General features: G+C 67.0%; 13 protein-coding genes. 6 read left to right on the forward strand and 7 right to left on the reverse strand.

Annotated features, from left to right (window positions below):
- Positions 1–22 precede the first annotated feature (22 nt).
- On the reverse strand, positions 23–2,251 hold the full coding sequence (locus tag CHINAEXTREME_RS00725) for an LUD domain-containing protein (protein ID WP_007142435.1): 2,229 nt from the start codon (positions 2,249–2,251) through the stop codon (positions 23–25).
- Positions 2,248–2,772 carry a LutC/YkgG family protein gene (locus tag CHINAEXTREME_RS00730; RefSeq protein WP_007142434.1) on the reverse strand — a complete coding sequence of 175 codons (525 nt, stop codon included), beginning with the start codon at positions 2,770–2,772 and terminating at the stop codon, positions 2,248–2,250. The genes CHINAEXTREME_RS00725 and CHINAEXTREME_RS00730 overlap by 4 nt, the downstream gene beginning before the upstream one ends.
- A 607-nt stretch (positions 2,773–3,379) precedes the next feature.
- Here CHINAEXTREME_RS00730 and CHINAEXTREME_RS00735 point away from each other — a divergent pair.
- Entirely contained in the window at positions 3,380–5,146 is a 1,767-nt protein-coding gene (locus CHINAEXTREME_RS00735; protein WP_007142433.1) for an L-lactate permease, read from the forward strand.
- A gap of 31 nt (positions 5,147–5,177) precedes the next feature.
- On the opposite strand, the gene CHINAEXTREME_RS00740 is transcribed toward CHINAEXTREME_RS00735, so the two are convergent.
- A complete protein-coding gene (locus CHINAEXTREME_RS00740) occupies positions 5,178–5,786 on the reverse strand; it encodes a MarR family transcriptional regulator (protein ID WP_007142432.1) in 609 nt (202 codons plus the stop codon).
- A 269-nt stretch (positions 5,787–6,055) separates the two neighbouring features.
- Here CHINAEXTREME_RS00740 and CHINAEXTREME_RS00745 point away from each other — a divergent pair, with 269 nt between their 5' ends.
- The 3 genes from CHINAEXTREME_RS00745 to CHINAEXTREME_RS00755 all read left to right on the forward strand — a co-directional run bounded on the left by CHINAEXTREME_RS00745 (position 6,056) and on the right by CHINAEXTREME_RS00755 (position 13,008).
- Positions 6,056–7,834, forward strand: a complete 1,779-nt coding sequence (locus CHINAEXTREME_RS00745) for an L-lactate permease (protein WP_076738685.1) — start codon at positions 6,056–6,058, stop codon at positions 7,832–7,834.
- Between the two features lie 253 nt (positions 7,835–8,087).
- The gene (locus CHINAEXTREME_RS00750) at positions 8,088–9,860 is read left to right on the forward strand and encodes an L-lactate permease (RefSeq protein WP_007142430.1); all 1,773 of its coding nucleotides are present in this window, start codon (positions 8,088–8,090) and stop codon (positions 9,858–9,860) included.
- A 64-nt stretch (positions 9,861–9,924) separates the two neighbouring features.
- A complete protein-coding gene (locus CHINAEXTREME_RS00755; RefSeq protein WP_007142429.1) occupies positions 9,925–13,008 on the forward strand; it encodes an FAD-binding and (Fe-S)-binding domain-containing protein in 3,084 nt (1,027 codons plus the stop codon).
- 43 nt (positions 13,009–13,051) lie between these two features.
- Here CHINAEXTREME_RS00755 and CHINAEXTREME_RS00760 read toward each other — a convergent pair whose 3' ends face one another.
- The 3 genes from CHINAEXTREME_RS00760 to CHINAEXTREME_RS00770 all read right to left on the reverse strand — a co-directional run bounded on the left by CHINAEXTREME_RS00760 (position 13,052) and on the right by CHINAEXTREME_RS00770 (position 17,794).
- Positions 13,052–14,326, reverse strand: a complete 1,275-nt coding sequence (locus CHINAEXTREME_RS00760) for a dicarboxylate/amino acid:cation symporter (RefSeq protein ID WP_007142428.1) — start codon at positions 14,324–14,326, stop codon at positions 13,052–13,054.
- Positions 14,327–14,683: 357 nt separating this feature from the next.
- The gene (locus tag CHINAEXTREME_RS00765) at positions 14,684–16,006 is read right to left on the reverse strand and encodes a dicarboxylate/amino acid:cation symporter (RefSeq protein ID WP_007142427.1); all 1,323 of its coding nucleotides are present in this window, start codon (positions 16,004–16,006) and stop codon (positions 14,684–14,686) included.
- Between the two features lie 171 nt (positions 16,007–16,177).
- Positions 16,178–17,794 carry a potassium channel family protein gene (locus CHINAEXTREME_RS00770; protein ID WP_044961527.1) on the reverse strand — a complete coding sequence of 539 codons (1,617 nt, stop codon included), beginning with the start codon at positions 17,792–17,794 and terminating at the stop codon, positions 16,178–16,180.
- A 203-nt stretch (positions 17,795–17,997) separates the two neighbouring features.
- Between CHINAEXTREME_RS00770 and CHINAEXTREME_RS00775 the strand changes: the two genes are divergently transcribed.
- On the forward strand, positions 17,998–19,401 hold the full coding sequence (locus tag CHINAEXTREME_RS00775; protein WP_007142425.1) for a sodium-dependent transporter: 1,404 nt from the start codon (positions 17,998–18,000) through the stop codon (positions 19,399–19,401).
- A gap of 40 nt (positions 19,402–19,441) precedes the next feature.
- Here the strand turns inward: CHINAEXTREME_RS00775 and CHINAEXTREME_RS00780 are convergent, their stop codons facing one another.
- Entirely contained in the window at positions 19,442–21,004 is a 1,563-nt protein-coding gene (locus CHINAEXTREME_RS00780; RefSeq protein WP_007142424.1) for a sensor histidine kinase, read from the reverse strand.
- Positions 21,005–21,221: 217 nt separating this feature from the next.
- Between CHINAEXTREME_RS00780 and gatB the strand changes: the two genes are divergently transcribed.
- Positions 21,222–22,715 carry an Asp-tRNA(Asn)/Glu-tRNA(Gln) amidotransferase subunit GatB gene (gene gatB / locus CHINAEXTREME_RS00785; RefSeq protein WP_007142423.1) on the forward strand — a complete coding sequence of 498 codons (1,494 nt, stop codon included), beginning with the start codon at positions 21,222–21,224 and terminating at the stop codon, positions 22,713–22,715.
- Positions 22,716–22,832 lie beyond the last annotated feature (117 nt).

Consider the following 22,832-nt stretch of genomic DNA (forward strand, 5'->3'; position numbering starts at 1 on the left):
CGCGTCGGTTTGATTTTGAACCTCAGTGATACTCCGAGCGCGGATCCAGCACCTCGACCGGGTGGACCGCCTCGCGCGCGAGGAGGTCCTCGAGTTGGTCCTCGCAGGAGGTCCCGCTCGCCACGACGAGCCGATCGTTCGTCTCGGGCGTCGTGAACTGGTCAGCCAGTCGGTCGCCGACGTCCATGCTCAGTTCGTAGTACTGCTCCTTGTAGCCGAACGAACCCGCCATCCCGCAACACTCCACGTCGCTCTCGAGGACGTCGTACTCGAGGTCTTCGAGGACGGCCCGGGTGTACCGATCCAGTCCCAGCGTCCGCTGCTGGCAGTGGGAGTGGTAGGCGATCTCCGGGGCCCGCTCGCCGCCGCCGTCCCGCAGTCGGTCGGCGTCGGCACCGTTCTCGAGCAGGCCGTAGACGTACTCGAGGACCTCGTAGCTGCCGTCCCGCAGGCGCTCGTAGGACGCCTCGGGGAGGAACTTCTCGTACTCGCTGCGGAACATCGCGAGGTCGCTGGGCTCGATCACGACGACGTCGCGGTCGGCGTCGAGATGTTCGGCGAGGGTGGCGTAGACGCGGCTGGCCTTCTCGTCGGCCGTGCCGATCATCCCCTGGGAGAGCGGCGCGCGACCGCTGCCGGGCGCCGACGGGATCCGGACGTGAACGTCGAGCGCCTCGAGGACGCGGACGGCGGCCTTCCCGCGGTCGACGTCGATGTAGTTGGTGTAGACGTCGGGGTAGAGGACGACCTCGCGGTCGGCGTCGGCGGCGGAGACGCGGGGGCCGCGGTCCGCGAACCAGTCGACGAGCGTCGTCCGTTCGAACTCGGGGAGCGGCCGACGAGAATCGACCCCGACCGTCTTCTCCATTAGCGTGCGCACGGGGCCGAGTTTCGTCGTCCAGTTCGAGACGGGAGCCGTCGCGGACCCGAGTTTCGCCAGCGTCTCGTAGTTGCCGAACAGCCGCTTCTGGAGGTCGACGCCGCCGGGTTCCTCGTCGGGCGTAAGCCCCTCGACGAGGAAGTCGAACTGGCCCGGTTCCTCGCGGTTGATCCGGTCGCGGACGACGGTGTTGATCCACGGGATGTCGATCTTTACCGGACAGGCCTCGACGCAGCGCGAGCAGCCGGTACAGAGGTCGTTGAACTCCGCCGCGGCGTCCTGGCCGTGGACCCCGGCCTCCCAGCCGGTTGCGATCCCGCCCGAATAGGTCTCGCCGCCGAACGCGTGGCCGCCCACGGACTGGAAGTTCGCGCAGGTGTTGGCACAGGCCGAACACCGGATGCAGTACAGCGTCTCGCGGAGGTGGTCGTCCTCGCGCATCGCCATGCGGCCGTTGTCGATCAACACGAGGTGGAACTCGCGGTCGTCGTCGCGTTCGGCGAACTCGAGGTCGGGGTCGTCGAAGTCGACGACGGGCGAGTCCACCGGCGGCGTCAGCAGGGAGACGTAGGAGGTGATGTCCTGGCCCGTCCCGGAGCGGCCGATCAGTTCGATGAAGGGCGCGAGGTCCTCGACCGACGGAACGACCTTCTCGACGCCCGCGACGGCGACGTGGGTGTCGGGGACGACGGCCGTCTTCCGGGCGTTGCCCTCGCTCGTGACCAGCATGATCGAGCCCGAGTCTGCCGTGATGAAATTCGCACCCGTCATCCCGACGTCCGCGTCGGCGATCAGTTCGCCCAGCCGCTCGCGGGCGAACATCGTCAGCTCCTCGGCCGTCTCGAGGGGCTCGTCGGGGTCGAACTGCTCGTTGAACAGCTCGGCGATCTCGGCTTCGGACTTGTGGATCGCCGGCGCGACGATGTGGGAGGGAGCCTCGTCGGCCACCTGCAGTACCCACTCGCCGAGGTCGGTCTCGACCACGTCGACGCCGTCGGCCTCGAGGGCCTCGTTGACCTCCAGTTCCTCGCTGGTCATCGACTTCGACTTGACGACGCGGTCGGCGTCGTTCTCGCCGGCGACCTCGCGGATGTACCGGTTGGCGTCGGCGGCGTCGTCGGCGAGGTAGAGCGTGCCGCCGTTTTCCTCGACAGCCTCGCGCAACTGTTCGATCAGTTCCGGCAGACGCTCGATCGCGTCCTCCTTGATCTCGCGGGCCCGCTCCTTCAGCCCTTCGTACTCCTCGAGGTCGGCGACCGACTCGTATCGGCCCTCGTTGAAGCCGAGGGTGTTCTCCTCGACGGCCTCACCCTCGGTCTCGAGGAGGTGTCGGATCCGTTCGGCCTTCCGTTCGCGGGTGTCGGTGCTCATGGTTCACCCCCGTCGGCGTCCTCCGCGTCCGTAATCAACACCACCCGAACCTCCTTCGGCCCGTGTGCACCCTTCACGAGCGCCCCCATGTCGGCGGTCGCGCTCGGCCCCGTCGCGATCACGGCGCTGCCGCCGTCGCGTAGTTCGGGCCCGAGCCGTTCGATCGCCGTCGGCATATCGGCGACGAGGTCCCGTTCCCGGAGGACCGCCACGTGCCGTTCCGGAAAGAGGCTCACCGGTTCACTCCCCCCGGGCGTCGACGGGAGCACCACGCTCCCGTAGTCGGCGACCCCCAGCGAGGCCGCGGTGACGCCCGTCTGCGCGGCTTCGAGGGCCCCGGGCGTCGGTTCGTCGTCGACCCACGCCGGGAGCGACACCCCCTCGAACGGGAGCGGCGTCCCCACGACGGGGTCGCGGGCGACGCCTTTGAGAGTCTCGTCGAACGTGGCCGGCGTCGTGCGGCTCACCGGCACCTCGAGGTCCTCGAGAGCGGTCTCGAACCGCTCGACGGTAGTGGTCATACGTTGATGCTACGCGCGCGCCCATTTCACTGTTCTGTTAGTTCACCCTTCCCGGAGGCGCGGACATCCACCAGCGATTGCGTCATCGAGTTTCCACTTGGCGTTCGTCGGAATCTAGGCGCGCGCGAGGTCGACGACCCGCCCGAACGCCCGTTCACTCGAATGAAGTGGCCTCTCCACACGACTGTATCCACTGTGCAGTCGTGTGTACTGGCAAAACGTAACGGTCGATCACGAGTGTTCTGGAACTCCCTCCCATACCATGCTACCATCTACCACCGGACACTGATTATGAAACCGCAGCACTTGACCGTGACAGACGACTGAACAGGTCGAGGACGATTCCGAACCCAGGGTTATACGTCAGTTATTCACACGCCACGAGACCCGAGAGGACGAATATCGGCGATTCACCGATCGAAAGTCGCCCGATAGACGACATACGACGGGGATTTCCTTCGACAGTCCGCTGAACCGTCGAAATTTATATATAGGGGATCGGTGGTGTCCCAACCATGCCAGACGGAATCCACCGTGGCATAAACAGTACGGACGGGAGACCGGCTCCGGAGAGCAACCTCGCGCTCGAGCACGGGGGTGGGTCGTAATGGTCAGCACGGGAGAGATCCTGCTGGCCGCGGTCCCGCTGGTGCTCGCCGGCGTATTGCTCGTCGGCTTCCTGTGGCCCGCGACGCGGGCGATGCCCCTCGCCTGGATCGCCGCCGTCCTGATCGGGTTGTTCGTGTGGGGGATGCCGCTCGAGTACGTGATGGCGGCCTCGATCGCCGGCGCGATGACGGCGATCCAGATCCTCTGGATCGTCTTCGGCGCGTTGCTCCTCCTGTACACGCTGATGCAGGCGGGGGCGTTCGATCGGATCAACGAAGGGTTCGCGACGATCAGCGGGGATCGCCGCGTGCAGATCGTCCTGCTCGGCTTCTTCCTTGCGGCGTTCATCGAGGGCGCTGCTGGCTTCGGGACGCCGGCAGCGGTCGTCGCGCCGTTGCTGCTGGCGCTTGGCTTCCCCGCGCTCGCGGCGGTGATCGCGGCCCTGATCGGTCACGTCCTCGCCGTCACCTACGGTGCGGTGGGAACGCCGATCATCGTCGGCATCGAGAACCCGCTCGCGTCGACGGCGGCGACCGAGAGCGCGATCACGGACGCCGGCTTCACCATCCAGGCGTACTCGGTCGAAGTCGCGGTCTGGGCGGCGACCTATCACGCGCTCGTGGGCTTCGTCATGCCCCTGTTCGCCGTCGCGATGGTCGTCTACTTCTTCGGTGACACCGAGGAGCGGAGCCTCGAGCCGGCCTGGGAGGTCGCGCCGCTGTGTCTGTTCTCGGGGATCGCGTTCGTCGTCCCCTACTGGGCGTCGGCACAGATCAGCGCGGAGTTCCCGTCGCTTCTCGGCGCGATGGTCGGCGGCGCGGTCGTCGTCGGCGCGCTCAAGGCGGGCTACTTCGTCCCCGACGAGGAGTGGGATTTCCCGGAGCGCGAGACGTGGCCCGATCACTGGGTCGGCACGATCGAACCCGGCCAGTCCAGCGGCTCCGCCGTCCCCGACGGCATCGACGACGGTGCTACGGTCGCCGACGGCGGCAACCAGCGGATGTCGCTGCTCCGTGCGTGGACGCCGTACATCCTGCTGGTCGCGCTGCTCGTGATCACGCGCGTCATCGACCCGCTGCCCGAACTCCTCCAGGAGAACGTACTCGAGGTCGCCGGCTACCCGATCCTGTTCAACACGCAGTGGCCGGAGATCCTCGGGACGGGAATCAGCGAAAGCATTTCCTGGGTGTACGTGCCCGGGTTCTGGCTCGTCCTCTGTGCGCTGATCGCGATCCCGCTGTACGGCATGCGTGGAGCGCAGGTGAAGGCTGCCTGGGCCGAGACGGGACAGAAGCTCGTCTCGCCGCTGATCGCGCTGGTGTTCGTTATCGCAATGGTCCAGATCATGCTGCAGTCGGGCGCCCACGCCGAGAGCGCCGAGAGCATGATCTTCGTCCTCGCGCAGGCGACCGCCGACGCCGTCGGCCCTGCCTACCCGTTCATCTCCGCGCTCATCGGCGCGCTCGGGGCGGCGATGGCCGGCTCGAACACCGTGTCGAACATCACGTTCGGCGGCTTCCAGTTCGAGGCCGCGAGCGAACTCGGCCTGCCGACCCAGCTCATCGTCGGCGCACAGGCCGTCGGCGGCGCGATCGGCAACCTCGTGGCGATCCACAACGTCGTCGCCGCGCTGGCGACCGTCGGCCTCGTCGGCGAGGAGGGCCGCGTGATGCGCCTCAACCTGATCCCGCTCGTCTACTACGCGCTCGGGGTCGGGATCCTCACGGCACTGTTCAGCTACGTCCTCTTCCCGGGACTGTTCTGAACCGGCGTCCCTCGTTTTCGAGTCGGCCGGCTCAGCCCAGTGTCGGGGTAAACCGGTCGTCCCCGAGGAAGCTCCAGATGTGGCCCCGCTCCTCCGGTGAGTCGACCGCCGGTAGCTCCTTCAGGGCGGGCTGGATCGCGTTCCACCAGCCCTCGGGCGTCTCGAAGTCGGCGGGGTGCTCCGGGTAGACGTGCTCGACGAAGTCCGACTTCGTCGCGCTCGGATGGTCGACGATGTACTCGTAGGCCGCCCGGAGCGCCTCACGGCGCGCCTCGAGCGTTTCCCCCGATCCCGGCAGGTCCGCGCCCCGGATCGCCTCCTCGATCGCGGCAGGCGATTCGTCCCCGGAGTCCGCCCGTGGAGTCGCCGCGTCGCCGGCCCGTTCCGGCGGCGTCTCGATCGGCACCCACCAGACCCGGCCGCGGGCGCCGACCTTGCGCGTCTCGAGTTCCCCGCGCTCGACGAGGTCGTTCAGCTTGTTGTGCGCCGTCCGACGGGAACACCCGAGCGCGTCCATGACGTCGGCTGCGGTCAGCGGCCGACCGTAGTCGTCCCGTTCCTCGAACGCCTCGAGGGCGGCCTCCGGCGGGATTCGGTCGGCGTACTGGCCGTGTTCGTTTCGCTCTCGGTCGGCGCTCATGTGCGCTACCAGTACAGTCGAGTGTAAATGTCTTTGGCCGCTTACCCCGTGACGGCCCCGGATTCCCCGGCCGGTCGATCGCCGGCACGGAGCTGGAATCGTAACGCGGAGCCGGGACTCCGAACCCTCCACGTTAGCAACGCGGTGAATCTTCCGACAACTATAATTAGTACATGTACACAGGTACCTTACAACATGATTTCGCGGGCGCGACGACGGGAGGACTCTCGGGGAACCGGCCGAGGATTCGTCACGACGGGCTGACGAGTATGGTCTCGGGAACAGAGGTGCTGTTCGCCGCGGTGCCGCTGATCGTGGTCGGGGTACTCCTCGTCGGGTTGCTCTGGCCGGCGACGCGGGCGATGCCCATCGCCTGGCTCTCGGCGGTTGTCGTCGCGGCCGCGGTCTGGGGAATGCCGCCGTCGTGGCTCGCCGCGGCGACCGTCGAAGGGATCATCACCGCGATCCAGATCCTCTGGATCGTCTTCGGCGCGCTCGTCCTGCTGTACACGATGATGATCGCGGGGGCGTTCGACGCGCTCAACCGGAGCTTCGCGACCGTCAGCGAGGACCGCCGCGTCCAGATCGTGCTGGTGGCGTTCTTCCTCGCGACGTTCCTCGAGGGGGTCGCCGGCTTCGGGACGCCGGCGGCGGTCGTCGCGCCGCTGCTGCTTGGACTCGGCTTCCCCGCGCTCGCGGCCGTCGTCGCGGCCCTGATCGGGCACATCATCGCCGTCACCTACGGCGCGGTCGGGACGCCGATCATCGTCGGGATCCGTGAGCCGATAGACAGCGTCTTCCTCATCCGCACGACGCTCGAGGCCGAGGGCGTAACCCCGGCCGAGTTCGCGGTCAACGTCGCGGCGTGGGCGGCGACCTACCACCTGCTGGTCGGCGTGTTGATGCCGTTCATCGCGGTCGCGATGGTCGTCTACTTCTTCGGCGAGCGCCGCTCGATCAGACCCGCGCTCGAGGTGGCACCGCTGTGTTTGTTCGCGGGCGTGGCGTTCGGCCTCCCCTACTGGTTCGCGGCGTGGTACGTCACGCCGGAGTTTCCCAGCCTGATCGGCTCGATGGTCGGTGCGACGGTCGTCGTCGGGACGCTCCGGGCGGGCTACCTCCTGCCGGACGAGGAGTGGACGTTCCCCGACCAGTCGGAGTGGCCCGACCACTGGCTGGGCGAGATCCAGCCCGGCGACCGGGGGTCGGTACTCCCGAGCGAGCCGCGGACCACCCTCTATCGCGCGTGGACGCCGTACCTGCTATTGCTCGTCCTGCTCGTCGCCACCCGGCTGATAGAGCCGCTGTCCGCGCTGTTGCAGGGGGAGACGGTGATGGCGTTCGGGCGGGAACTGTCGCTGACGCTCGCGACGATCAGCACCGGGATCGGCAGGTTCACGGTCGGCCTGCTCTCGCTCCAGTGGGTCGACATCTTCGGGACGACCCTCGAGAACGACATCGACCTCGGCTACGTCCCCGGGATGTGGCTGCTGGTCAGTGCGGTCGCGGCCGGCGTGCTGTTCGACATCGACCGTTCGGAGGCGGCGACCGCCGTCCTCGAGGCAGCCCGGAAGCTCGTGACGCCGCTGATCGCGCTCGTGTTCGTCCTCGCGATGGCGCACGTGATGCTCCAGTCGGCGGCCCACCCCGGCGCGCCCGACCAGAGCATGATCGTCGTCCTCGCGGTGGCAACCGCGAACGTCTTCGGGCCCGCGTACCCGTTCGTCGCGGCGCTGATCGGTGCGTTCGGGGCCGCGCTCGTCGGCTCGAACACCGTCTCGAACATCACGTTCGGTCCGCTCCAGTTCGTCGCCGCCGAGAACCTCGCGATCTCGCGGGAACTCACCGTCGGCGCCCAGGCCGTCGGCGGTGCGATCGGCAACCTCGTGGCGATCCACAACGTCGTCGCCGCGCTGGCGACCGTCGGCCTCGGCGGTGAAGAGGGGCGCGTGATCCGCCTGAACCTGATTCCCCTGGTGTACTACACCGTTTTCGTCGGCTTCTGGACCGTGGTGTTCGTCTACGTCCTCTTCCCCGACGTCTTCTGAAGGGGCCGCCGGCGGAGCGTTCGCGTTCGGCAACGCCTCTCCCGACCTGCTCACCACGTAGGGTGACGGGACCCCACGAATGCCCAGATATATCCCGAACGTCCATTATATAATGGATAATCGTCCAGTCCTCGAGAATTCCGGTAAATATACATGGTGGTCGTCGGGAGTCTCGAACGATGAGGATTACTCACACGCAGTTACGTGACGAACGGGTGAGGGAGCGGGCTGCTGTGGCGAGGGTCGTGCGACGATGACCGACCTTATCGCAGTCGGGGCCGCGTTCGCCCCGCTCGTCGTCGTCGCCGTCCTGCTCGTCGCCTTTCTCTGGCCGGCCGAGCGGTCGATGCCGGTGGCGTGGCTCGTCGCCGCGATCGTCGGCGTCGCCGTCTGGGAGATGCCGGCGTCGTGGGTTGCCGCGGCGACTGTCAGGGGCGGACTCGCGGCGCTCGAGATCCTCTGGATCGTTTTCGGGGCGCTCGTGTTGCTCTATACCCTGATGCGGTCCGGCGCGGTCGACCGGATCAACGAGGGGTTCGCCTCGATCAGCGAGGACCGACGCGTCCAGGTCGTCCTGCTCGGGTTCTTCCTCGCGACGTTCATCGAGGGGGTCGCCGGTTTCGGGACCCCCGCGGCGGTCGTCGCACCGCTGTTGCTCGCGCTCGGATTCCCGGCGCTCGCGGCCGTTGTCGCGGCGCTGATCGGCCACGCCGTTGCGACCGTCTTCGGCGCGGTCGGCACGCCGATCATCGTCGGCTACGAACAGCCACTCGAGAGCGTCGAGCCGACGATCGCGGCCGAAGGCCTGTCGGTCGGGACGTACTCCGCGTCCGCAGGCGCCTGGGCCGCGGTGTTCAACGGCGTCCTCGGTGTCCTGATGCCGCTTTTCGCCGTCGGCATGGTCGTCTACTTCTTCGGCGATCGAACCGAGCGATCGCTCGCCCCGATCCAGGGCGTCGTCCCGCTGTGTCTGTTCTCCGGCGTCGCGTTCGCCGTTCCGTACGCGCTGACCGCGTGGTTCATCGGCCCCGAACTCCCCTCGCTGATCGCCGCGATGGTCGGCGGAGCGGTCGTCGTCACCGCGCTCAGGGCCGGCTACCTCGAGCCCGACGACACCTGGGAGTTCCCGCCCCGCGAGGAGTGGCCCGACCACTGGGTCGGCAGCATCGAACCGGGGCAGAACGAGACGGACGCCTCGAGCGACGCGGGACAGTCGAACTCGATGTCGCTGCTTCGCGCCTGGTCGCCGTACCTGCTCCTCGTCGTCCTGCTCATCGGTACCCGCGTGATCGAGCCCGTCGCGGCGGCCCTGCAGGGCGACGCCGTCGCGTCGGTCGAGACCGGCGTCGGGACGCTGGGAATCGGCCCGAGCCTCGAGTGGGCGGCGATCTTCGGAACCGAACTCGGCGGCTCGATCGGCTGGGCGTACGTTCCCGGCACCTGGCTCGTCGTGAGCGCGCTGCTGGCGATCCCCCTGTTCGGGATGGACCGCGAGCAGGTGGCTGGCGCGTGGCGCGAAGCCGGCGGCAAGATCGTCTCGCCGCTGATCGCGCTCGTGTTCGTCATCGCGATGGTCGAGATCATGCTCACCGACGCCCACCTCGAGGCCGCAGGCGTCACAGCGGCGGCCGCGCCCGATGGCAACATGATCTTTGTCCTCGCGGACGCGACTGCGGGGGTGCTCGGCTCGGCGTACCCGATGATCGCACCTGCGGTCGGCGCACTCGGCGCGTTCATCGCGGGCTCGATCACGGTCAGCAACATCACGTTCAGCGCGTTCCAGTTCGAGGTCGCCCAGAACCTGGGGCTGCCGACCCAGTTGCTGGTCGGCGCCCAGTCGATCGGCGGTGCGATCGGGAACGTCATCGCGATCCACAACGTGATCGCCGCGCTGGCGACCGTCGGCCTCGTCGGGAAGACCGGCCGCGTCGTCCGGCTCAACCTGATCCCGGTCGCGTACTACCTGATCGTGGGCGGGCTCCTGACGACGCTTTTCGTCTACGTCCTGTTCCCGGCGGTGGTCTGACGAACACTGGCCGCCACCGATACGTTCACCCCTGCTTCGACCAACCACACAGTATCCGACTGATATGACGATCACACCACCGACCCGAGATCCGGCAGAGGACCCGAACGCGAACTACGACTACCAAAGCGACAACGTCGAGCGACCGGACCTGCTCGCGGACCTCGAGCGGCGCGTCACCGGCGACGTCCGCTTCGATTCCTACTCGCGACAGCTGTACGCGACCGATGCGAGCATCTACGAGGTGACGCCGATCGGCGTCGTCTTCCCGCAGTCGACCGCGGACGTCGCCCGCGTCGTCGAGTACTGCGCCGACCGGGAGATTCCCGTCCTCCCGCGGGGCGGCGGGACGAGCCTCGCGGGCCAGACGGTCAACGAGGCCGTCGTCCTCGATTTCACGACGTACATGGACGACGTCGTCGAGATCGATCCGGACGAGCGCCTGGCGACCGCCCAGACGGGGGTCTACCTCGAGTCGCTCAACGAGGAACTCGCGCCCCACGACCTGAAGTTCGCGCCCGACCCCGCCTGGGGTGACAAGAGCGCGCTGGGCGGCGCGATCGGCAACAACTCGACGGGTGCACACTCCCTGCAGTACGGGAAGACCGACGCCTACGTCGAGGAGGTCGAGGTCGTCCTCGCGGACGGTACCGTCACTACCTTCGGCGAGGTCGACGTCGACGACCTGCCCGACCTGGCCGAAGGCGACGACCTCGAATCGGCGATCTACGCCGAGGTCGCGCGGATCCTCGAGGAGAGAGGTGACCTGGTCGAGGACGTCTACCCCGACCTCAAGCGCAACGTCTCCGGCTACAACTTAGACTGGCTCGTCGAGGACGCCCGCGGGGCCGAACGCGGCGTCGGCGAACCCGACGCCGAGGGCGGCACGGTCAACCTCGCGAAACTGCTCTGTGGCAGCGAGGGCACGCTGGCGATCGTCACCGAGGCGACGGTCTCGCTCGAGCCCGTCCCCGAGGAGAAGAGCATGGCCCTGCTGGCCTACGACAGCGTGCTCGACGCGATGGACGACGTCGAGCCCATCGTCGAACACGACCCTGCAGCCCTCGAGGTGATCGACGACGTGTTGATCGACCTCGCCCGCGAGACGCCGGAGTTCGAGCCGGTCACCGAGATGCTTCCCGACGGCACCGCCGCCGTCCTCGTCGTCGAGTTCTACGCCGACGACGTCGCCGACGGCAAGCGGAAGGTCGCGAACCTGCTGGCCGACCGCTGTCCGGACGTCGAGCCGGAGGGGGAGGCCGACGACGAGGACGACGACGCCCGGACGATCACCGACGCCGACGTCCTGGCGTTCGACGCCCTCGAGGCCTACGATCCCGACAGCCGCGCGAAGATCTGGAAGCTGCGCAAGTCCGGCCTCCCGATCCTGCTTTCGCGGACGACCGACGAGAAACACATCGCGTTCCTCGAGGACACGGGCATCCCGCCGGCGAACCTCCGGGAGTTCGTCGCGGACTTCCAGGAAGTGCTCGAGGACCACGAGACCTACGCCAGCTTCTACGCCCACGCGGGGCCGGGCGTGCTCCACATCCGCCCGCTCGTGAACACGAAGACGGAGGCGGGCCTCGAGGCGATGGAGTCGATCGCCGACGACGTGACCGACCTCGTCGTCCAATACGACGGCTCCGTCTCCGGCGAGCACGGCGACGGCCGCGCCCGCACCCAGTGGAACCGGAAGCTGTACGGCGACGAGATGTGGGAGACGTTCCAGGAGTTCAAGTCGGCGTTCGACCCCGACTGGATCCTCAACCCCGGCCAGGTCGTCTTCCGCGAGGAGAACCCGACCGACATGACGGAGAACCACCGGTTCGGTCCCGACTACGAGTTCGACGCCGGCTTCGAGTCGAACCTCGAGTGGCACAACGACAACGGGTTCCAGGGGATGGCCGAACTCTGTCACGGCTGTGGCGGCTGCCGGGGCGAGCAGTCGACGACGGGCGGCGTGATGTGTCCGACCTTCCGCGCGGAGGACGAGGAGATCCTCTCGACGCGAGGGCGGGCCAACGCCCTGCGCCAGGCCATGAGCGGCGACTTGGATCCCGAGGAACAGTTCAGCGACGAGTTCGTCGAGGAAGTGCTCGACCTCTGTATCGGCTGCAAGGGCTGTAAACACGACTGCCCGAGCGGGGTCGACATGGCCAAGATGAAGGCCGAACTCACCTACGAACACCACAAGCGAAACGGGACCTCGCTGCGGGACCGCATGTTCGCCAACTTCGAGACGCTGGCGAAACTCGGGTCCGCGACCGCGCCGCTCTCGAACTGGGCCACATCGATCCCCGGAAGCGGCCTCGTCGCCGAGAAACTGCTCGGCATCTCGCGGGAACGGGACCTGCCGACGTTCCGGCGCGACACCTTCGCGAAGCGCGTCGCGGACCACAGCCCGGCCGTGCCCGCCGGGGAGGCCGAGCGCCGGGTCGTCCTCGTCCCCGACGTCTACACCAACCACGAGTACCCCGAGGCCGGTGAGGCGGCCCTCGAGGTGCTCGAGGCCGCAGGGATCCACGTTCAGATCGCCGACCCCCGCGACGTGGGTCGGCCCGCGTACTCGAAGGGGATGCTCGACAAGGCCGCCGAGAACGCGGAGGACACGGTCCACGACCTGCTGCCGTACGTCGAGGACGGCTACGACGTCGTCCTGCTCGAGCCCTCCGACGCGGTCATGGTCCAGTCGGACTACCTCGACCTGTTCGACCACGACGAGGTCCGGACGGTCGCCGAACACACCTACGGCGTCTGCGAGTACCTCGACACGTTCCGCCTGGACGAGCGTCTCGCGTTCGACGCGCCGGCGGACCACCTCGCCTACCACGGCCACTGCCACCAGAAAGCTCACGCGAAGGATCACCACGCGGTCGGCGTCCTCCGCCGGGCCGGCTACGCCGTCGATCCGCTCGATTCGACGTGCTGTGGCATGGCCGGCTCCTTCGGCTACGAGGCCGAACACTACTCGATGAGCAAGGCGATCGGCGAGGTGCTGTACGACCAGGTCGACGACAGCGAGGGCGACCGCGTGGTCGCCCCCGGCGCGTCCTGTCGCACCCAACTCGAGGATCGACCGGGCGCGATCGAGGAGCCGCCGACCCCGATCGAGGTCGTCGCCGAGGCGCTGGCTGAGTCACGGTAGCGATCCGAAAACACCGGAAACCGCTTTCGTTCGTCTCCCGTTCTCAGTTCCGGTTCGAGGGGACCCAGGTCCCGCTGTCGAAGTCGACCGCGTCGTTCCACTTCGCGACCAGCGTCGTCACCGCGAGGTCGCCGCTGATGTTCGTCATCGTCCGCAGGCGGTCGAGGATCGGATCGACGCCGGCGACGAAGCCGACGATCTCGAGCGGAAGCCCGAGCTGTGTCAGCACGAGCGTCAGCATGATCAGCCCCGTGCCGGGGACGCCGGCCGCGCCGATGGACGCGAGTACGGCGACCGCGACCACCGTCACCTGTTCCCCGATAGTGAGCGAGACGCCGACCAGGTTCGCAGCGAAGATAGCCACGACACCCTGGTAGAGCGCCGTTCCGTCCATGTTGATCGTCGCGCCCAGCGGGAGCGAGAAGCTGTAGACGCTCTCGTCGATATGGAGGTTGTCGTCGGCGTTTGCCATCGTCACCGGCAAGGTTCCGCTCGAGGAGCGAATCGAGAGGGCGGTGATGAGCGCGTCCTTTCCGCCGACGAGCAGCCCGCGCGGGGATTGCCCGACGAACAGTCCGACGATCCCCACGAGGTGGACGAGGGCGATGTGAGCAAGCGAGGCGACGAGCAGCGTCAGGATCAACAGCGCGAAGGGGATGATCGCGTCGGTCCCGGCCTGCCCGAAGACCGTCGCCATCAGCGCGAAGACGCCGATAACCCCGTACTCCATGACGCCCCAGACGACCTTGAACATCGCCTCGGAACCGGCTTCGACGATATCGAAGATCGTTTCGACGCCGTTTTTGACGTCCTCGCTGTCCACGGTTTCCTGAACGAGCGCGAGCGCGAGTCCGAAGACGATCACGAAGAAGATCGTCGGGAGGACGTCGCCCTCGGCCATCGCGCCGAACGGGTTCTCGGGGACGATCCCGAGCAGGACCTCCTGGACGGACGGCGCCTCGGCGGAGTTTGCCTCGGCCTCCTGCCAGCCCTCGAGTCCCTCGCCGGGGTTGATCAGGTTCGACACGGCGAGGCCGATAAAGACGGCCAGCGCCGAGGTGATCGCGTACAGGCCGACCACCTGTCCACCGATCTTCCCGAGGTTACTCGGTGAGAGCCGTCTCGCGCCCATCAACAGCGTGAACACGATGATCGGGATAATGAGCATACTCAACAGATCGACGAAGAGGTCGCCGAGTGGCTCGAGCGCCGTCGCGGGTTCGCCGACGAGCAACCCGAAGAGCGAACCGAGCACGAAGGCGACACCGATCCGATAGACGATCGGTACGGAGCGATAGCGCGACCAGTAGGTCGCCATGATACCTAACGGCATACCTCGAGCAATCAACGGTCGTTTGATAAGCGTTACTATTAGTCAGTATTATCATGAATTACGACATCTGTTCTCGAAGAATCAATGACACGAATTGGATCACCACCGATCGAGGTATGTGTGATATACTACAGTTATGGGAAAATAACCCGTCGAATCCGGGGAAGTACCGTAGGTTCCGTTCGTGATCACGGCCGGTCGGGGGCCCCCGCGAGCGCCGGGGCGACGACGGGACGACCGGATCCGCGATCGGCAACGGTGAGACGGTCTGCTGTACCGATTTCCCGGCCCGACCGCAGGCCAGTTCGCGACCGGGCCGGCGATGGCTTCCAGTCGTCAGTATCAGTCCCCGCCGGGAACGGATTCGCCGATCTCGAGGCCGCGGGTCGGGTCCACCCACGATCCGCTATCGAAGTCGATCGCGTCGTTCCAGTGCGCGACGACCGTCGTCACGGCGAGGTCGCCGGTCACGTTCGTCATCGTCCGCAGGCGGTCGAGGATCGGGTCGACACCGGCCACGAAGCCGACCACCTCGAGCGGGAGCCCGAGTTGTGTCAGCACGAGCGTCAGCATGATCAGGCCCGTCCCCGGGACGCCGCCGGCCCCGATGCTCGCGAGCACGGCGATGAGGACGACCGTCACCTGCTCGACGAGCGTCAACTGGACGCCGACGAGGTTTGCGGCGAAGACCGCCACGACTCCCTGGTACATCGCCGTCCCGTCCATGTTGATCGTCGCCCCCAGCGGCAGCGAGAAGCCGTAGACCCCCTCGTTGATCCGCAGGTTGTCGTCGGCGTTTGCCATCGTCACGGGCAGGGTCCCGCTCGAGGAGCGGATCGAGAGGGCCGTCACGATCGCGTCCTTCGAGCCGACGAGGAAGGCTACCGGGGACTGGCGGGTCAGCCCGATGATGAGCCCGCCGAGGTAGACGACCCCGATGTGGACCAGGATCGCGCCGAGCAGGGTCCCGATCAACAGCGCGAAGGGGACGAGCGCGTCGATACCGGCCTGGCCGAAGACGGCGGCCATCAGGGCGAAGACGCCGATGACACCGTACTCCATGATCCCCCAGACGATCTTGAACAGCGCCTCGGTCCCAGCCTCGACGATGTCGAAGATCGACTCGACGCCCGACCGGATCGTCTCGTCCTCGGTTTCCTCCTCGAGCAACAACAGTGCCAGTCCGAAGACGATCACGAAGAAGATCGTCGCGAGGACGTCACCCTCGGCCATCGCGCCGATCGGGTTCTCCGGGACGATGCCGACGATGACCTCGAGAAAGTCCGGCGTGTCCGCCGGTTCGAACTCGACGTCCTCGGTAAGGGTCAGCCCGGTCCCCGGATTCACCAGGTTCGCCGCCGCGAGCCCGATGACGACCGCGATCGCCGACATGACCGCATACAGGCCGATCACCTGCCCGCCGACGCGCCCGAGCGTCGACGGCGAAATCCGCCTGATCCCCATCAGCAGGGTGAAGATGACGATCGGAACGACGATCATGGAGAGCAGCCGGACGAAGATGTCGCCCAGCGGCTCGAGTACGGTAACCGGTTCGCCGACGATCAACCCGACGACGGAGCCGAGGACGAACGCCGCACCGATACGGTAGACGATCGGAATCGACCGATACCGTTGCCAGTACGATTTTGTGTCTCTTGTTGCCATTTGACACACCATCTATGAGTTCCACCTCGCAGGTCAAAAAGCCGGGAGACCGTTGACGGGTTCTCGCGGGCGCTCCGATGCGTAACAGTGCACTTCGGCGCGTAACACCGTGCTTCTGGGTCGTAACGTGGGCGTACCATGTTGGGGCCGGACCGTACGACTGGGGTCTCTTCACGCGAGTGTGGACTCGAGTTCGTCGATGGCTTCGTCGTCGCCGGCCAGCAGCAGGCTGTCCCCGCGCTCGAACGTAAACGACGGCGAAACGTCGGTGACGATCCCGTCGGACCGTTCGACCGCGATGAGAGTGCAGTTCAACTCCGGCAACTGCGTGTCCCGGAGTTCGCGTCCCACGAGGTGGTTACTCTCGAAGCGGACGATCTTCAACTGGCGGTCGTAGGAGATGATCTCCTCCCGGAGGACGTCGAGGGCGAGCAGGCGGCCGCTGATGTCCGGCAGGTTGAGCACGTAGTCGGCCCCCGCCCGACGGGCCTTGGCCTCGTTCGCCGAATCGTTCATCCGCACGACGATGTCCAGTTCCGGTGCCAGTTCGCGGGCGACGAGCACCGAGAGGATCGCCTCGGCGTCGTCCCCGATCGCGACCACGAACGACGACGCCTCTTCGATGCCCGCCCGCCGGAGAACGTCCTCGTCGGTCGCGTTTCCGACGACGTCGACGCCCTCGTCGTCCTCGAGATCGACGACCGTACAGTCGACGGCCGACCCCCGCAACCGTTCGCTGACCGTCCCACCGACTTCCCCGTAGCCGGCGACGATCACCGAACCGTCACGCCCGTCCTCGGTTCGCGTCCGGCGCTCGAGGTCCTTCAGTTCCGATTCGGGCCCGGCGACGAGGATCGTCAGTTGATCGTCGATGGGCGTATCCGGTGCCGGCGACGCGACGAACTCGCCGTCCGTCCACAGGCCGACGACGGTGACGCTCCCGTTCTCGATCAGTCCCGTTTCCCCGATGGTCTGTCCGTGGAACGGGCTGTCCTCCGCGATCGTTACCTCGACGAGCGCCAGGTCCTCGCCCAGGCTGGTCACGTCGCTCACCCGTGGGTTGATCTCCGTCTGGACGCGCTCGGCGATCCGCTGGGCCAGCAGGTGCCGCGGCGTCATGACGGCGTCGGCCCCGGCGTAGCGGATCGGCCGCTCGAGCGAGAGGTCGGTACAGAGCACGACGACCCGGATCCACTCGTCGTGTTCCCTGACTGCGAGCACCGCGCTCGCGGCGTGTTCGTCGTCGGTGTCGACGACGACGGAAGCGGCCTCCCCGACCCGGGCCCGCTCGAGAGCCGCTGCCGATGTGGGGTCGCCCTGGATTACGGAGATGCCTGCCTCCTGAAGCTCCAGCACTTCGTCGCGGTTCGCCACGACGACGACGTAGTCGACGCCGCGGGTCTCGAACTCCTCGACGAGCCGTTCCCCGCGGGAGGTGTAGCCACAGACGACGACGTGATCGGTGACTTCCGCTTCGCGGGGCACCGTCGGCGACAGCGCTTCCTCGAGGACCGGCTGGAAGACGTAGGGTACGACGATAAACAGGATCAGGAACGTGCTCAGATCCATCGCGATGACGAAGAGGTTGCCGACGGTCGACTCCCAGGGCGAGTCGGAGCCGTATCCGGTTCCAGTGAGCGTCTCGACGACGACCTGGGTCGACTGCAAATACCGTGGCGACCGCCCCTCGACGACCACCATGAGGTAGTGATACGCCAGCGACGCGAGAAAGGCAAGCACCACGACTCCGGCGACCGTTCTCACTGCCCGCCGTTGCCACCGCTCCATGCTCGATCCGTTCAGATGGGACGCTAATGAACGTTCGGACGATTAGATACGCCGTCACGAGCCGCGAACGCGCGGGCCGGCGAGAGCGTGCCGGCGAAAGACCGTACCCAGGCGCGTCAGGCACGTGACCGGTTCTCGAGGGTGAACGAGCGAACGAATCAACACCGACTTGTTCCCCCAATTGCGTACGAACTTGTACATAAATGTCCTCTCGTGAATCGTGGGTCTCGAACGTCGGCTTCGTTCTCGCCTCGATCGGCAGCGCGGCCGGTCTCGGGAATATCTGGCGATTCCCCTGGCTGACCGCCGGCAACGGCGGCAGCGCGTTTCTCGTCGTCTACCTGCTCATCGTCGTCGGCGTCGGCGTCCCGGGACTGCTCGCCGAGTTCGTCCTCGGTCGACGCGGCCGACAGACGCCGATCGGAGCGCTTCGCGCGCTCGTCTCCTCCCGCTGGGGGTCGGCGCTTGGAACGTTCAACGTCCTCACGACGCTCGTGATCCTCTCGTTTTATTCGGTCGTCGGTGGCTGGATCCTCCACTACGCGCTGGTCTCGCCGACCGGGGCGTACTTCGGCCAGCCCCAGCAGTACTTCGGGACTGCCAGTTACGGCCTCCAGGCGGTCGGCTTTCACCTGTTGTTTCTCGGCATCGTCGCCACGATCGTCTTCTTCGGCGTGAGCAGCGGCATCGAACGCGCCTCGAAAGTGATGCTCCCTGCCGTCGTGGTGTTGCTGGTCGCGCTCGCGGGGTGGACCGCGACCCAGCCGAACACCGCTGCAGGCTACGCGTTCTATCTCAGGTTCGACGCCGAATACCTCGCCGCCAACTTTCCGAGCGTACTCGGGCCGGCCGCGGGGCAGGCGCTGTTTACACTCTCGGTCGGCTCCGGGGCGATGCTGACCTACGCCTCCTATCTCGATGAGACCGCCTCGCTCCCGCGGGATACGCTCGTGATCGCGGTTTCGAACACCTTCATCGGCGTTCTCGCCGGGCTTGTCGTCATTCCGCTGTTGTTCTCCCAGGGCATCGACCCGGGGCAGGGCGGCCCGGGCGCGTTGTTCGTCGCGCTCCCCCCTGCGTTCGCGTCGCTCCCGGGCGGCACCGTCGTCGCGACGGCCTTCTTCGGGACCGTCCTGCTGGCCGCGGTGACCAGCGGGATCAACCTGCTCGAGACGCCGGTCGCGACGCTCGTCGACGTCTTCGACGTCCCGCGACGCCGGGCGACCCTGCTGGTCTCGGTCCTGCTCGCGGCGACCGGGAGCGGGCTGGCGCTTGCCGGGCCGATTTTCCAGTTCGTCTCGGGGACGCTCGCGGACCTGCTGTTGACCGTCGGCCTGTTCGCGTTCGTCGTGATCGTTGGCTGGCTGCTGGGTCCGGAAGCGCTCGCGGAGTTTCGCGCCGGCAGCGGCCGGTTCGACCCGCTGGCCGAATCGTGGCTGCTGACCGTCAGTTGGGTGTTGCCCGTCGTCGTCCTGTTCTCGCTGACGAACACGCTCGCATCGCTGGCCGGCGCGTCATTTGGTCTGGGCGGCCGGGCGGTCGTCGCGGTCGTCGCGGCGATCTGCTGCCGCCTTGCGGTCGCAATCGCGGTCGATACCCGAGAGTAACGCGGCGATTTCCCGCCGGTCGCGGCCGCTCCGTGTCGGTTCACGCCGCGACCGGCAACCGAACGACGAAGACGGCTCCTTCGGGATCGTTGTCCTCGACCCAAACCTCGCCGCCACACTCCTCGACGAGTTGTTGAACCAGGTAGAGCCCGATGCCGCTGCCCTCGCTCTCGAGTCCCTTTTCGCCTTTCCCGAAGATCTCCTCCTTCTGGGAATCCGGAACGCCGGGCCCGTTGTCGGCGATCCGGACCTCGGCGTCTCCGTCACGGACCGCCGCCCGGACGGTCACGGTCGGCACCTCCTTGTCGTTGTGCTGGACGGCATTTTTCAGGAGGTTCCGGAAAACCGCACCCAGCATATCGTTGCCGATGACCTCGACCGACGGCGGCGACCGTTCGAGCGTGACCGCAGCGTCGGGATACGTCGAGCGGATCTCCGAGAGCTGTTGCTCGAGCGTCGTAGCGAGCGGTATCCGCTCGTTCTCGTCGTCCGTCCGGAGCATGACCTCCGCGAGGTCCCGGGCAGTGGTCGTGAGATCGATCGCGTTCTCGGCGCTCTCGCGGACGATCTCGAGGTGTTCCGCGCCCTCGGCGTCGACGTGCTCCTCGAGCATCTTCGCGTACGCCTGGACGAGCTGGAGGTCGTTCCGGATGTCGTGACGGACCACCTCGTTGAGGATCTCGAGGTTGTCCCGCTGTTCGGCGAGTTCGGCCTCGTACTGCTCGCGCTCGAGTTCGTAGCCGACCCGGCTGGCCAGGGCCTCGACGACCGAGCCCTGGATCTCGACGGCGAGTTCCTCCCGTGCACGGTCATCAGCGAAACAGAGTGTTCCGTAGACCTCGTCGTCGACGGCGACGCGGGCGCCGACGTAACACCGGAGGCCGAATCGCTCAACCGCGGGATCCCCGTCCCACCCCTGTTCGGGCGCGTTCTCGAGGACGATCGGTTCGTCGGCCTCGATCGTGCGCCGGCAGTAGGTCCTGCCGAGCGGATCGGTCGCTCCCGCCTGAATGTGCCTGTGATTCCCGACTGCGGCGACGATCTCCTGAACGCCGTTCTCGATCCGCGTCACGTAGCCGATCGGGTACTCGAGGTGATCGGCGGCGGTCTCGAGGATCCGCTCGATCGTCCCGGTGACGTCGCAGTCCGGATCGGTTTCGATCGTCTGGACGGCGCTCAGGGCGTCCGCCGCGCGTTTCAGTGGCCCGCAGTCCTCGCCCCGCTCGTCGCTCCCCCCAGTTGTCCGGTCCGTGGCAGCGGTCGCAGTGTGGATCCGGTTGGCGACGACCGCGCCGCGGTTCCGGAGATCGCTCTCGCGAACGACCGCCGTCACCGGCGTCTCGAGGTCCGCCGCCGAGGGCGAGCCGTCGCTCACGGCGACGATCGCCGGATCGTCGAACGCGTCCGCGAGTCGCGCCGGCCCCGGCGCGTCGTCGTCAGTCGGATCGACCAGCACACAGTCGGTCTCCTCGTTTCCGGCCGTCTCGAGGTTCCCCTCGACGATCGCGTCGTCGACCGGACGGATTCCCCGGGCCGACAGCGCCTCCCTCGTCGGCAGCGGCACGGTTGCCCCGACCACCAGTAGACGAATTTCCCCCTCCATACTCCAGACCCATTACTCGTTAAATATAAACATAGTTCAAAGTTCCCACAGAACGGGACGTCCCCGTCGACTCTCGGACACCATCGTGGCGCGGCATCGGTCGTCCGGGCGTCAATGGCCGGAGCGGCGGAACGGGGTTGGCGGTAGCGAGGAGTCGATCGCGACTGGCGGCTCCGTCCCGTTACGCTTTACCCCCGCCGGACCGAATCGCCCTGCAATGACTGCCCAAACCGTCCAGCAGGGCGACCTCGTGACCGTCATCGGCCTCGAGGTCCACGTCCAGCTGGAGACCGACACGAAGATCTTCTGTGGTTGCTCGACCGAGCCGACCGACGAGCCCAACGAGAACGTCTGTCCCGTCTGTCTCGGCCTGCCCGGCGCCCTCCCGGTGCTCAACGAGGGCGCGGTCGAAGCCGCGGTGAAGATCGGCAAGGCGATCGACGCCGACATTCCCGAGGAGACCCGGTTCCACCGGAAGAACTACTACTACCCCGACCTCCCGAAGAACTTCCAGATCACCCAGTACGACGAGCCGATCTGTGCCGACGGCGAACTCGAGATCTCCGTCGAGGGCGACCGCCGCACCGTGACGATCGAGCGGGCCCACCTCGAGGAGGACCCCGGGAGCCTCCAGCACGTCGGCGGCGGGGGCGGCATCGACACCGCCGAGTACACCCTCGTCGACTACAACCGCGCCGGCACGCCGCTGATGGAGGTCGTCACCGCGCCGGACTTCCGCAGCCCCGACGAGGTGCGGGCCTTCCTCGCCGAACTCGAGGAAGTGCTCGAGTATCTGGGCGTCTTCGACGCCGAACGGGACGGCAGCCTCCGGATCGACGCTAACCTCTCGATCATTCCCGCGGAGGACATCGAGGGCGACGCCGAGGAGATCGGCGAGGACGCGCTCGAGGCCGCCAACCGGACCGAGGTCAAGAACATCTCGAGTCACAAGGGCGCACAGAAGGCCCTGGCCTACGAGGAGACCCGGCAGAAAAACGCCATCCAGCGCGGCCGCGCGGTCGAGCAGGAGACCCGCCACTGGGACGAGTCCCGCGGGATCACGGTCTCGATGCGCTCGAAGGAAGAGGAGAAGGACTACCGCTACTTCGAGGAGGCCGACCTCCCGCCGCTGCAGGTCTCGGGCTGGAAAGAAGAGATCGCGATCCCGGAACTGCCCCGCGCCCGCCGCGAGCGGTTCCAGGCGGAGTACGGCCTGAGCGAGGAGGCCGCCTCCAAACTCACGTCCACGAAGCAGGTCGCTGACTTCTACGAGGACGTCGCGGGCGAGTTCGACCCCGACCTCGCCGCGACGTGGGTCGCGGACAACCTGCTGGGCGAACTCAACTACCGCGACATGGAAATCACGGAGATGGAGGGCCGACTCGAGGAAGTCACCCGTCTCGTCGAACTCGTCGCGGAAGACGAGATTACGGCGAAGAACGCCCGCGAGACGGTCCTGCGGTCGATGCTCGACGACGGCAAATCGCCGGACGAGATCGTCGAGGAGGAGGGCCTTGGCAAGACCGACGAGGACGAGGTCCAGCAGGCGGTCGTCGAAGCGATCGACGAGAACCCCGGCGCGGTCGAGGACTACGAGTCGGGCGACGACGGCGCGATCAACTTCCTGGTCGGCCAGGTGATGCAAAAGACCGGCGGCAGCGCCGATCCCGGCGACGTCAACCAGTTACTGCGGGCGGAACTCGACGACTGATTCCGCAAGCCGGTCGACCGCCGAGCCCGCACAGTGACCGATGGTCGGGCCGTCGTCACTCGGTTTCGTTCGATCTCTCACGCCCACCGGTTAACAGCGTACCGTTCCGATACCCGG

The sequence above is a fragment of the Halobiforma lacisalsi AJ5 genome, assembly GCF_000226975.2.
Classification (GTDB): domain Archaea; phylum Halobacteriota; class Halobacteria; order Halobacteriales; family Natrialbaceae; genus Natronobacterium; species Natronobacterium lacisalsi.

Coding starts and splice junctions, on each gene's coding strand:
- CHINAEXTREME_RS00725 (WP_007142435.1), bottom strand. CDS start 2,251: ATGAGCACCGACACCCGCGAACGGAAGGCCGAACGGATCCGACACCTC.
- CHINAEXTREME_RS00770 (WP_044961527.1), bottom strand. CDS start 17,794: ATGGAGCGGTGGCAACGGCGGGCAGTGAGAACGGTCGCCGGAGTCGTG.
- CHINAEXTREME_RS00740 (WP_007142432.1), bottom strand. CDS start 5,786: ATGAGCGCCGACCGAGAGCGAAACGAACACGGCCAGTACGCCGACCGA.
- gatB (WP_007142423.1), top strand. CDS start 21,222: ATGACTGCCCAAACCGTCCAGCAGGGCGACCTCGTGACCGTCATCGGC.
- CHINAEXTREME_RS00755 (WP_007142429.1), top strand. CDS start 9,925: ATGACGATCACACCACCGACCCGAGATCCGGCAGAGGACCCGAACGCG.
- CHINAEXTREME_RS00730 (WP_007142434.1), bottom strand. CDS start 2,772: ATGACCACTACCGTCGAGCGGTTCGAGACCGCTCTCGAGGACCTCGAG.
- CHINAEXTREME_RS00765 (WP_007142427.1), bottom strand. CDS start 16,006: ATGGCAACAAGAGACACAAAATCGTACTGGCAACGGTATCGGTCGATT.
- CHINAEXTREME_RS00735 (WP_007142433.1), top strand. CDS start 3,380: ATGGTCAGCACGGGAGAGATCCTGCTGGCCGCGGTCCCGCTGGTGCTC.
- CHINAEXTREME_RS00745 (WP_076738685.1), top strand. CDS start 6,056: ATGGTCTCGGGAACAGAGGTGCTGTTCGCCGCGGTGCCGCTGATCGTG.
- CHINAEXTREME_RS00760 (WP_007142428.1), bottom strand. CDS start 14,326: ATGGCGACCTACTGGTCGCGCTATCGCTCCGTACCGATCGTCTATCGG.
- CHINAEXTREME_RS00780 (WP_007142424.1), bottom strand. CDS start 21,004: ATGGAGGGGGAAATTCGTCTACTGGTGGTCGGGGCAACCGTGCCGCTG.
- CHINAEXTREME_RS00750 (WP_007142430.1), top strand. CDS start 8,088: ATGACCGACCTTATCGCAGTCGGGGCCGCGTTCGCCCCGCTCGTCGTC.
- CHINAEXTREME_RS00775 (WP_007142425.1), top strand. CDS start 17,998: ATGTCCTCTCGTGAATCGTGGGTCTCGAACGTCGGCTTCGTTCTCGCC.